The organism is Devosia salina, assembly GCF_019504385.1.
GTDB lineage: Bacteria > Pseudomonadota > Alphaproteobacteria > Rhizobiales > Devosiaceae > Devosia > Devosia salina.
Genome location: NZ_CP080590.1, coordinates 17,122 through 28,418, shown reverse-complemented (window position 1 = coordinate 28,418; position 11,297 = coordinate 17,122). Strand labels below are relative to the sequence as shown.

Annotated in this window: 12 protein-coding genes; 10 read left to right on the top strand and 2 right to left on the bottom strand. The window is 64.1% G+C overall.

Annotated features, from left to right (window positions below):
• Positions 1–268 precede the first annotated feature (268 nt).
• The 4 genes from K1X15_RS00140 (at position 269) to K1X15_RS00125 (ending at position 3,341) form a co-directional block, all read left to right on the top strand.
• Positions 269–640 carry a GntR family transcriptional regulator gene (locus K1X15_RS00140; protein WP_220305520.1) on the top strand — a complete coding sequence of 124 codons (372 nt, stop codon included), beginning with the start codon at positions 269–271 and terminating at the stop codon, positions 638–640.
• On the top strand, positions 637–1,536 hold the full coding sequence (locus tag K1X15_RS00135) for an ABC transporter ATP-binding protein (RefSeq protein ID WP_220305519.1): 900 nt from the start codon (positions 637–639) through the stop codon (positions 1,534–1,536). Before K1X15_RS00140 ends, K1X15_RS00135 begins: the two co-directional genes overlap by 4 nt.
• Complete coding sequence (locus tag K1X15_RS00130) at positions 1,533–2,423, top strand: hypothetical protein (protein WP_220305518.1); 891 nt, start codon at positions 1,533–1,535, stop codon at positions 2,421–2,423. Before K1X15_RS00135 ends, K1X15_RS00130 begins: the two co-directional genes overlap by 4 nt.
• A gap of 108 nt (positions 2,424–2,531) precedes the next feature.
• Positions 2,532–3,341: a glycosyltransferase family 32 protein gene (locus K1X15_RS00125; protein ID WP_220305517.1), complete on the top strand. Its 810-nt coding sequence runs from the start codon at positions 2,532–2,534 to the stop codon at positions 3,339–3,341.
• A 100-nt stretch (positions 3,342–3,441) separates the two neighbouring features.
• On the opposite strand, the gene K1X15_RS00120 is transcribed toward K1X15_RS00125, so the two are convergent.
• Entirely contained in the window at positions 3,442–4,314 is an 873-nt protein-coding gene (locus K1X15_RS00120; RefSeq protein WP_220305516.1) for a glycosyltransferase family 8 protein, read from the bottom strand.
• 188 nt (positions 4,315–4,502) lie between these two features.
• On the opposite strand from K1X15_RS00120, the gene K1X15_RS00115 reads away from it, so the two are divergent.
• From K1X15_RS00115 to K1X15_RS00095, 5 genes are all read left to right on the top strand, one after another.
• Entirely contained in the window at positions 4,503–5,411 is a 909-nt protein-coding gene (locus tag K1X15_RS00115) for a metal ABC transporter substrate-binding protein (RefSeq protein WP_220305515.1), read from the top strand.
• Positions 5,408–6,280 (top strand): manganese/iron ABC transporter ATP-binding protein, encoded by an 873-nt coding sequence (locus K1X15_RS00110; protein WP_220305514.1) that lies wholly within the window; start codon positions 5,408–5,410, stop codon positions 6,278–6,280. The genes K1X15_RS00115 and K1X15_RS00110 overlap by 4 nt, the downstream gene beginning before the upstream one ends.
• Positions 6,273–7,124: a metal ABC transporter permease gene (locus K1X15_RS00105; RefSeq protein WP_220305513.1), complete on the top strand. Its 852-nt coding sequence runs from the start codon at positions 6,273–6,275 to the stop codon at positions 7,122–7,124. The genes K1X15_RS00110 and K1X15_RS00105 overlap by 8 nt, the downstream gene beginning before the upstream one ends.
• Positions 7,124–7,957: a metal ABC transporter permease gene (locus K1X15_RS00100; protein ID WP_220305512.1), complete on the top strand. Its 834-nt coding sequence runs from the start codon at positions 7,124–7,126 to the stop codon at positions 7,955–7,957. The genes K1X15_RS00105 and K1X15_RS00100 overlap by 1 nt, the downstream gene beginning before the upstream one ends.
• Positions 7,958–8,091: 134 nt before the next feature.
• A complete protein-coding gene (locus tag K1X15_RS00095) occupies positions 8,092–9,120 on the top strand; it encodes a DUF2793 domain-containing protein (RefSeq protein WP_220305511.1) in 1,029 nt (342 codons plus the stop codon).
• A gap of 22 nt (positions 9,121–9,142) precedes the next feature.
• Here the strand turns inward: K1X15_RS00095 and K1X15_RS00090 are convergent, their stop codons facing one another.
• Positions 9,143–10,801: an MBL fold metallo-hydrolase RNA specificity domain-containing protein gene (locus K1X15_RS00090; RefSeq protein WP_220305510.1), complete on the bottom strand. Its 1,659-nt coding sequence runs from the start codon at positions 10,799–10,801 to the stop codon at positions 9,143–9,145.
• Positions 10,802–10,926: 125 nt separating this feature from the next.
• On the opposite strand from K1X15_RS00090, the gene K1X15_RS00085 reads away from it, so the two are divergent.
• Positions 10,927–11,277, top strand: coding sequence for a DUF1428 domain-containing protein (locus K1X15_RS00085; RefSeq protein ID WP_220305509.1), 351 nt, complete (start codon positions 10,927–10,929; stop codon positions 11,275–11,277).
• Positions 11,278–11,297 lie beyond the last annotated feature (20 nt).

The window sequence follows — 11,297 nt, the reverse complement described above, 5'->3', positions numbered from 1 at the left end:
AAAGTGGTGTCCACTTTTGCTGAAAGCGCTCTAGGGGAGAGATGCGCAGGGCCGCAGCTCTTGAGTTCGTCACCTCCCTCCCACTTGTGGGTGGGGGTTCGAGGCTCAACGCGAATACGATGTCGTGGCGGGTCCTGAACCCCCACCCCAACCCCTCCCCTCAAGGGGGAGGGGCTCGGACGTCGATGCCCAATGACAGCATTTTCGAAACCAGTTGACTCGCAGATTTAGTGTGCTACATCACTAGCACACTAGATAGGCAAAACACATGGATGACTTTCACGCCAGCCAGCCGATCTTCGTCCAGATCCGGCAAAGGCTGATCGAGATGATCCTGAAGCGACAGGTCGAAGAGGGCGATGCCCTGCCCTCGGTCCGGCAGATCGCCGCGGATCTTTCGGTCAATCCTTTGACGGTGACCAAGGCCTTCGAGGCGCTGGTCGATATCGGTGTGGTTGAAAAACGCAGGGGTTTGGGAATGTTCGTAACAACGGGAGCGCGCTCGGCCTTGCTGGCCCATGAACGCGACAAGTTTCTCAAGGAAGACTGGCCGCGCATTGCCGCCCAGATCAAGGCGCTGGACCTGGACCTCAAGGACCTGATCAGCACAGACATCAAGCCCGAGGGGCAAGCGAAATGACCGATCTTTCCGTTATCACCGACCCCATCGTCTCGGCCCGGGGCCTCAAGAAATCCTTCGGCCGCAAGCAGATCCTGCATGGGCTGGATTTCGACATTCCGGCCGGGCGCATCTATGGCCTGGTGGGCCATAATGGCGCAGGCAAGACCACCACGCTCAACGCCATGCTGGGCCTGACCAGCTATGAAGGCACCATCCGCGTCCTGGGCGAAGACCCCTTCGCCCGCCGCGCCAAGCTGATGGAGAACGTTGCCTTCATCTCCGACGTGGCCAGCCTGCCGCGCTTCCTGCGCGTCCGGGAGCTGTTTGCGCTGCTGAGCAATATCCATCCCAATTTCAGCCCCGACAAGGCGCGGCAATTCCTCGAGGGCACCGATATCCGCCCCGAGATGAAGATCCGCACACTCTCCAAGGGCATGATCGCGCAATTGCATCTCGCGGTCGTCATGGCGATCGATGCCAAGCTGCTGGTGCTGGATGAACCGACGCTCGGGCTCGACATCACCTATCGCAAGCGCTTCTACCGGCGGCTTTTGGAAGACTACATGACCGAGGAGCGGACGCTGATCATCACCACCCACCAGGTGGACGAGATCGAGTTCATGCTCTCCGACATCATGTTCATCCGCGATGGCGAGATGATCCTGCACATGCAGATGGAGACGGTGAGCGAGAAGTTCAGCCAGCTCGTGGTCGATGATCCCGCAGCGCATGAGCAGGCGCGGGCGCTGGGACCGGTCTATGAAGAAACCCGCTTCGGGCAGACCGTGCTGATCTTCGATGGCGCCGACCGTGCCGCGCTCGAACCGCTGGGTCGGGTCTCGACCCCGACCATTTCCGATCTCTTCGTGGCGCTGATGCAGCGACCCACGGCCAATCCGGAGACCGCCCGATGAAGGCCTTCTTCGCTCTTGTCCATCGCGAGTTCATCGAGCATCGCGGGGCCTTCCTGATCGCGCCGCTGGTGCTGGTGGGGGTGGTGTTCGCCCTGACCCTGCTGGCCTTCAGCGTCGACCGGCTCGATACCCGCTTTTCCGGCCAGATGCTGAGCGTTGTGCCCACCTGGGTCTTCGAGGCCGGCTTTGCGGGCCTGTCGGCGGCGTGGCTCGCCTATCTGGGCTTCGTGCTGTTCTTCTACTGCGCCGATGGCTTTGCCGCCGACAAGCGCAACAATGCGATGCTGTTCTGGAAATCCATGCCGGTGAGCGATTTCAGGATATTGCTGAGCAAGCTCGCCGCGGCCCTGACCATTCTGCCCGGCGCCATTCTGGCGGTGGCGCTGATCAGCATCCTTCTTATGTTCGGCGTGGCCTATGTGACCACCATGTTCTCCGGCCTGGGCAATGCCGGCCTGTTCGGCGCCATTGTCGGCGTCTATGGGCAAATGGCACTGGTGCTGGTGGTGGTGATGGTTTGCGGGCTGTTGTGGTACCTGCCCTATATGGCGCTGGTCGGCGCCATGGGCAGCGTGGTGGGACGCTGGGCGATCCCGCTGGCGCTGCTGCTGCCCACCGTGGTTTCGGCGCTCGAATGGGTGACCCTGGGCGGTCTGCATCCCTTTGCCACCCGCACCTGGGCCTATCTCGACTATCGCTCGCAACTGCCGGTTTCGACCGATCACCTGGACCGCGTCTTTGAAGGGCAGGAGCCGTTCAATGCGACGCTGTTCATCACCGATTTCCTGCAGAAGTTCGACTGGATGCAGGTGGGGATCGGTGCGGTCTTTGCGCTGGCGGTGATCTACATCGCCTCCGAATACCGGCGTCGTGCGCCGGCCAACTAAGAAACGTTTCCCATGCAAGACCTCCACCGCCGCGCCCCAAAAGGTGCGGCGGTTTTCTCTTTGGCCCGGCCATGCTAGATGCGCCACACCCAGAGCGCGCGAGACCCAATGACCCTGCCCCCCATCATCAGCTTCTGGCATGGTCCGCTCAGCTGGCTCGAAATGCTGTGCATCACCTCGTTCGTGCGGCGCGGGCACCGCGTGCTGGTCTATTCCTATGACGCCATGGAAGGCCTGCCCGATGGGGCCGAATGGCGGGACGCCGCCGAGGTGCTGCCCAAGGAAAGACTGGTGTTCTACAAGGGCAAGGGCACGCCCGGCGTGTTCTCGGACCATTTCCGCTATGCGGTGCTGCGCGCCGGGCTTGGCGTCTATGCCGATCTCGACATCTATTGCGTCAGGCCCATCGAGGGACCGCCGGATTACCTCTTCGCGTGGGAACGGCCCGGCTCGGTCAATGGGGCTGTGCTGCATATCCCGGCAGACGCGCCGCTGCTCGACGATCTCATCGCCATTTTCGAGAAGACCGAACGGCCATTGCTGGAACCCCATCTGCCGCCGCTGCGGCGCTTCGAGGTGGCGATCCGGCGCCTCGTGGGTGAGCGGGTGACGCCCGAGCATATGCAATATGGCGCCACCGGGCCGATGGCGCTGACCCATTATGTGGCGAAGCATGGGCTGACGGGCCTGGTGCGGCCCTCCGCCACCTTCTATCCCGTGCCCTATGAAGGCATTCCGGCACTGATGCAGGCCGGCTCCAGCCTCGAGGGTGCCATCGGGCCCGAAACGCTCGGCGTGCACCTGTGGCGCAGCCAGCTCACCGATCGTGGCCGCGCCGGCCTGCCGCTGCCCGAGGCGGGGAGCGCGCTGGCGTCGCTCTGCGCCGCCGAGGGGCTCGATCCGGCGCTGGTCGGCTAGCGCAATTCCCGCTCTGTTTGACTCAGAACGGGAGCTCTATCTCTTTGTTTTGCCGCGCTTTCGAACCGCAAAAGTGGTATTCACTTTTGCTGAAAGCGCTCTAGCGCGCCAGCCGCAGCTTCTTCAACCACCAGCGTTTCCAGCGATGGCGGGCGAAGCGGTAGAACAGCTCATTGGTCATGACGTGGCGATACCATCGAGCATAGGCCGTTGCATGCAGAATCCCGGCGCGGAGGGCCCATGGCTTGGTGGTCTTGGTGAAGTGCAAGATCGCGGGGTCGAGTGCCTCATGCGCTGCGTCGGCATCGATGGTGTTCCAGCGCCACGGCAGGGGCTGCCAGCGGCCGCGAAAGATCAGGTTCAGGAGGTCCTGGTCGAAATAGAGCCGCGACAGAACGCCCGAAGCGGCAAGGGCCGCAATCTCCGCCGCGATGTCGATGTCGCGCCAGTGCGCCAGGTCGATTACCAGCATGCCGGAGTTGAAATAGGGATCGGCACCATCGAAAATGTCCGCATTCTGCACCATGTCCCGGCGCAGGGCGATAAAGGGGGCGATGGAGTCGCGCACCGCGCCCAGGGGCTGGCCGCCGAGGTCGATGTCGTAAAGCTGTTCGATGGGCCAGCGCACCAGCATGTCGCAATCGAGATAGATGACGCGAGGGACGTCGGGCGGCAGCAGGTCGGCCAGCATCAGGCGGGCATAGACGACCTTGGGCCAACGACCATGCTGGGGGAGGCCGGCAACCAGGGTCTCGAATGCGGGCATGTCGGCCAGCGGATAGAAGCGCAGGCTGGCGCCGAATTCGGCGCCGATCCTCTCAAGATCGGCGCGGTGTTCGGCGCTGAGCGGCATGTGCAGCAGGTGGAAGACCAGATCGGCGCGCCGGTGTGTCGAGAGGCAGATCGAGCGCATCACCGTATAGGCGGGCGCCCAGAAATTGTCGTCGAAGGTCAGGGCAATGTGCAGCGCCATCGGGGTCCGGCTGGGTCGTGACGGCCCGCGGGCCAGTGCTCTCCGCTTTCCCATGCCATGGCGGCCAGCGTCAACCGCGGAAGCGGCAAAGACCGGCCTTGCCATCGGCGCAACCAGGGCGCGGCGGCGCATTTCGCTACTTGCGAATGATTTGCAATTGCATTACCTCTATCGGCACGAAACCGGAGATGCTCATGCGCCGCCGCCTGCTGACCGCCCTGATCCTTGCTACCCCCCTCGCCATTTCCCTTGCCCCCATAGTGCCCGCCATTGCCCAGGACCGGCTCAAGGCCGTCACCAGCTTCACCATTCTCGCCGATATGGCGGCCAATGTGGCCGGTGACGCGGCCGAGGTGGTCGCGATCACCAAGCCGGGCGCGGAAATCCACAATTACCAGCCGACGCCGGGCGACCTGGTTGCCGCGCAGGATGCCGACCTGATCCTGTGGAACGGACTGAACCTGGAGCAGTGGTTTGCCCAGTTCCTCGACAATCTCCCCGACGTGCCCAGCGTGGTGCTGAGCGAGGGCATCGAGCCGATGGGCATTGGCGAGGGGCCCTATGAGGGCAAGCCCAATCCGCATGCCTGGATGTCGCCATCCGATGCGCTGATCTATGTGGAGAATATTCGCGCCGCCTTTGTCGCGGCCGATCCGGCCAATGCCGACACCTACAATGCCAATGCCGCGGCCTATTCGGACCAGATTTCGGCCACGGTAGAGCCGATCCGCGCGGCCCTGGCGGCCATTCCGGAAGAAAAGCGCTGGCTGGTGACCTCGGAAGGGGCCTTCTCCTATCTGGCGCGCGATTTCGGGCTCAAGGAACTCTATCTCTGGCCGATCAATGCCGACCAGCAGGGCACACCCAAGCAGGTGCGGCAGGTGATCGACGCCGTGCGCGAACACGATATCCCGGTGATCTTTTCGGAAAGCACCATCTCGCCCAAGCCGGCCGAACAGGTGGCACGCGAAACTGGCATCCACTATGGCGGCGTGCTCTATGTGGACTCGCTGTCCGAGCCCGACGGCCCGGTCCCGACCTATCTCGATCTCTTGCGCGTCACCACCTCGACCATCGCAGCGGGCCTCACCCAATGACCGACACACAAGGCATCGCGATCAACGACATCACCGTTGCCTATCGCAATGGCACCACGGCGCTCAAGCATGCCAGTTTCACCGCGCCGCGCGGCTCGATCACGGCCCTGGTGGGCGTCAATGGTGCGGGCAAATCCACCATCTTCAAGGCCATCATGGGCTTCGTACCCCTGGCTGGCGGCAGTATCTCCATTCTGGGAGATTCCGGCCGGCAGGCACAGCGGCAGAACCGGATCGCCTATGTGCCGCAGTCTGAAGATGTGGACTGGAACTTTCCGGTGCTGGTGGAAGACGTGGTGATGATGGGCCGGTTCGGCCACATGAATTTCCTGCGCATGCCCCGCCCCGTGGACCGCGAAAAGGTCGCCGCGGCCCTGGCCCGCGTCGACATGACCGGCTTCGCCAAGCGGCAGATCGGCGAACTCTCGGGCGGGCAGAAGAAGCGCGTCTTCCTTGCCCGCGCGCTGGCGCAGGAGGGGGAAGTGATCCTGCTCGACGAGCCGTTTACCGGGGTGGACGTCAAGACCGAGGATGCCATCATCGCCCTGCTGCGCGCCCTGCGCGACGAGGGCAAGGTGATCCTGGTTTCCACCCACAATCTGGGCTCCGTCCCCGAATTCTGCGACCGCACGGTGCTGGTCAAGGGCACGGTGCTGGCCGCTGGCCCGACGGCCGAGGTGTTCACCCGCGACAAGCTCGAAGTGGCCTTTGGCGGCGTGCTGCGGCACTTCGTGCTCTCGGGCCCGGGCCTGCATGCCGATGACGATCCGCGCCACCTCTCGGTGCTCACCGACGATGAGCGACCCCTGGTCCTTTACGGTGAAAAGGGTCGCGAGGCCCATCAGCAGTCGAGCCAGGCCGATGATTGAGGTTCTGCTCGAGCCCTTTGGCTACAATTACATGGTCAATGCCATGTGGGTTTCGGCGCTGGTAGGGGGCGTCTGCGCCTTTCTCTCGGCCTATCTCATGCTCAAGGGCTGGTCGCTGATCGGCGATGCGCTGAGCCATTCGATCGTGCCCGGCGTGGCCGGCGCCTATATGCTGGGCCTGCCCTTTTCGATCGGCGCGTTCCTTTCGGGCGGGCTGGCGGCCGGGGCCATGCTGTTCCTGTCGCAGCGCACCAAATTGCGCGAGGACGCCGTCATCGGCCTGATCTTCACCAGCTTCTTCGGGCTGGGGCTGTTCATGGTGTCGGTCTCGCCCACCTCGGTGGATGTCCAGTCGATCGTCCTGGGCAATATCCTGGCCATCACGCCGGAGGACACGCTGCAACTGGTGCTGATCTCGGTGGTGACGCTGGCCGTGATGCTGGTGATCTGGAAGGATTTGATGGTCACCTTTTTCGACGAAAGCCATGCCCGGTCCATCGGCCTTCGCACCACCTGGCTCAAGGCCATCTTCTTCACCCTCCTCAGCGCCGCGACCGTGGCCGCCATGCAGACCGTCGGCGCCTTCCTCGTGATCGCCATGGTGGTCACCCCGGGTGCCACGGCCTATCTGCTGACCGACCGGTTCCCGCGCCTGATCGTCACTGCGATCGTGGTGGGGGTGCTCTCCTCGCTGCTGGGGGCATATCTGAGCTATTACCTCGATGGGGCAACGGGGGGCATCATCGTGGTGCTGCAGACCTTGGTGTTCCTTGCCGCCTTCATCTTCGCGCCAAAGCATGGCTGGCTGGCCGCCCGGCGGCGCGTGGCCAGGGAGACAGCGTGATGACCGACCTGATCGACCTGATGCTGTTGCCTTTCCAGTTCCCCTTCATGGTGCAGGCCATGGTGATCGGGGTGCTGGTGGCGGTGCCGACGGCGCTGCTCTCGTGCTTCCTGGTGCTCAAGGGCTGGTCGCTGATGGGCGATGCCATCTCCCATGCGGTGCTGCCAGGGGTGGTGCTGGCCTATCTCGCCGGACTGCCGCTGGGGCTCGGCGCCTTCATCGCCGGCATGGTCTGTGCTCTTTCGGTAGGCTTTCTCAAGGAGAACAGCCGCATCAAGGAAGACACGGTGATGGGCGTGGTGTTTGCGGGCCTGTTCGGTCTCGGCATCGTGCTCTACACCGCCATCACCACGGATGTGCATCTGGACCATATCCTGTTCGGCAACATGCTGGGCGTGGACCAGGGCGATATCCTTCTGGCCGTGGCGATCGGCCTGCTGGTGACGGGCGTGGTGGCGGCCAAGTGGCGCGACCTGATGCTGTTCATCTTCGACCCGCAGCAGGCCGGGGCCATCGGCCTGCCGGTGCGCTGGCTGCATTACGGCCTGCTGGCCATGATCTCGCTGACCATTGTGGGCGCCCTGCAGGCGGTCGGCATCGTGCTGGTCATCGCCCTGCTCATCGCCCCGGGGGCCATCGCCTTCCTGATCACAAGGCGCTTCGGCATCATGCTGATCGTGGCCATGGCCGTGTCGGTGAGTTGCAGCCTCATCGGGGTCTATGTCAGCTTCTTCCTCGACAGCGCCCCGGCCCCGACCATAGTGCTGCTGATGAGCGCGAGCTTCGTGGTGACCTTCATCGCGACGCAACGCAGAAGCGTGGCGGTGGTCTAGCGCCCTACATTCGCTTCGAACACCTTCTCCCCTTGCGGGGAGAGGGTGGATCGGGTGAGAGGCCGGCGCCGCATCTTATCCCCGCATCGCCATAGCGCCCCACACTAGGCTCGAGTTCACCCTGGAGCCTTCTCATGGACGACACAGCCCGCCTTTCCCTGCCCTTCATCATGGCCGGACAGGCCCTCAAGCACATCACCCATAATGACGCCCTCAACCGGCTCGACGCCCTGGTGCAGCCGGTGGTCGAGTCCATGGCGATCGGCACCCCGCCCGCGACGCCCTTGCCGGGCGAAGCCTGGATCGTGCCCGCGGGCGCCGGCGGGGCCTGGGCCGGGCATGGCGACGAAATTGCCGCCTGGCAGGATGGCGCCTGGACATTTTTCGATCCCGCGGAGGGCTGGCAGGTCTTCGACCGCGCCAGCGACACGCTGCAGGTGTTTTCAGGCAGCGCCTGGGTGGCGGTGGCCGCCATTGGTTCGGGCCTGCCGCAACTGGGGATCAATGCCAGCGCCGATGGCACCAACCGACTGGCAGTGGCTGCGGCGGCCACCCTCCTGTCCCATGACGGGGCCGGCCACCAGCTCAAGATCAACAAGGCGGCAGCGGGCGACACGGCGAGCCTGCTGTTCCAGTCCAACTGGTCGGGACGGGCGGAAATGGGTCTGATGGGCGATGACAATTGGCGCATCAAGGTGAGCGCCGACGGGTCGGCCTGGACCGATGCGGTGACGCTCGACGCGGCGGGATCGACCATCACTGTCGCCGGGGCATTGCGCCCCGCAACCGACAATGCGCGGGCGCTGGGCGCCAGCGGCGCGCGCTGGTCGGAAGTGTGGTCGGCCACCGGCACGATCCAGACCTCGGATGCGCGGGACAAGACCGGTATTGCGCCCAGCGATCTGGGGCTCGATTTCATCCGGCTGCTGCAACCGGTGCGGTTTTCCTGGGTGGCCGGGGATGGGCGCAGGCATTACGGACTGATCGCCCAGGACGTGGCCAAGGCCGTCCGCGGGGTCGGAGCCGATTTCGGCGGGCATGTCCTGTCGGATCCCGCCGATCCCGAAAGCCGCCAGGCGCTACGCTATGACCAGTTCGTCGCGCCACTGATTGCGGCGGTGCAGGAACTGGCCGCGCGGGTGGAGGCGCTGGAGGGACGGTGAGGGCGGGGTGATCGCAATTGCCCTATTCGTCATAGCCGGAAGTCTCGACCGGCGTGACCGGGGTCGGGTGCCCCCTGGGGCTGGGCTTGGCCCCCAGATCGGACAATCTGGCCTGGAGGGCGGTCATCAGTTCGAGCTTGTCGGCGTCGGGCAGCTCGTGCAGGCGCTGGCTGAGGCGGATGGTGAAATCGGAGAAGACATTGTGCCAGTCGGACGGCAATTGCCGGAGATCGACGCGGCGGGCCGGCGGCGCCTTGGCGGCGGCAACACCGGAGACGGTGAGTTCGAAATAGTCATCGAGCTGGGGCATGATCACCTGATCGCCGCCCAGCTTCCCGGTCTGGAGCAGGGCCTCGCGCAAGGCATGGCGTTCCTCGTCCTCGCCATGGGTCAGGAACAGCGCCCCATGGGCCGGCAGGCGATGGGCAATCCAGTCCATGAGTTCGGAATGATCGGCATGGGCCGAATAATTGCCCAGGGAACGGATGGTGGCGCGGACCGGCACCAGAGTGCCATGGATGCGCACTTCCCGGGCGCCTGACAGGATGATCTGACCCAGCGTACCGGGCGCCTGATAGCCCACGAACAGCACGGTGGCATTGGCGCGGATGAGGTTGTTGCGCAAATGGTGCTTGATGCGACCGGCATCGGCCATGCCGGAGGCCGACATGATGATGGCGCCGCCCTTGACCTGGTTGAGCGCCTTGGAGTCCTCGACCGCCTCGATGATGCGGAAGCGCTCGTCGTTGAACAGCTCGTCGGCGGTCAGTTCGGTGTCCTCGAACATCTTTGCATATTTGCGATAGACGCCGGTGACCTTGCTGGCGAGGGGAGAGTCCAGCACCACCAGCCTGGGGTCGATCTCGCCCGATTTGATCAAGACGCCGATATCGTGCAGCAATTCCTGGCTGCGCTCGACGGCAAAGGTCGGGATGATGAGATTGCCGCCCCGATGCATGGCGTCCTGGATTTCGGTGCGCAGGGCCTCGCGACGGGTTTCGAGCGTATAGGGCGGCCGCTCGCGACCGCCATAGGTGCTTTCGGAGAGGATATAGTCGAAGCCGGAGGGACCCTCGGGTTCCTTGTAGAACACCTTTTCGTCCGGGCCGATATCGCCCGAGAACATCAACCGCACCGGCTTGCCATTGCTGTCCTTGACCTCCACCTCGATGGAGGCCGAGCCGATGATGTGACCGGCATTCCAGTAGCGGGCGCGGACCCCGGGGCCCGGCTCGATCCACTCCTCGTAGTTGCAGGTCCTGCGGTGTTCGAGCGCCTCCTCGGCATCGGCCATGGTGTAGAGCGGCTTGACCGGCTCGTCGCCGCGCCGGCTGCGCTTGCGGGTCTCGCGCTCGGCCTCGCTTTCCTGGATGCCGGCCCCGTCGGGCAACATGTATTCGAGCAGGCCGGCCGTGGGCGCCGTCATCCACATGGGGCCGCGCCAGCCCTGGGCATAGAGCTTGGGCGTCAGCCCGACATGGTCGATATGGGCGTGGGTCAGCAGCAGAAAATCGATGGATTTGGGATCGAATGGGGTCGGTTTGAGGTTGAGTTCGCGCACCGACTTGTTGCCCTGGAACAGCCCGCAATCGACCAGGAACTGACCGCCGGGATGGACCACGCGGTAGCAGGACCCGGTCACGGTGCCCGCCGCGCCGTGGAAATGCAGGGTGACGGTCATGGCAGGCTCCTCGATTTTTCGCTTTGGCATGTCGAGGTTAGCCCTACACGCTCGTCAAAGTCGAGGCAGGCACAGAAGACGATGCGCCATGGTGGCGTCGTGGTGCCCAGCAAGAGGAGAAGCAGATGCCCTATATCGATGGAATGGTGACCGCGGTGCCCAGGGCCAACCGCCAGGCCTATATCGAGCATGCCAGCAAGGCGGCCGACCTGCTCAGGCAATGGGGCGCCACGCGGGTGGTCGAAAACTGGGGCGACGACGTGCCCAAGGGCGAGAACAATGACTTCTATGGCGCTGTCCAGGCCAAGCCGGACGAAGTCGTGGTGTTCTCCTGGATCGAATATCCCGACAAGGCGACCCGCGACGCGGCCATGCAGAAGATGATGTCGCCCGAGGCCATGAAGCAATTCGGGGAGATGCCCTTCGATGGCAAGCGAATGATCTTCGGGGGCTTCGAGACGCTGTTTGCGCGGTGATCGCTCTTCACGCCCGATCC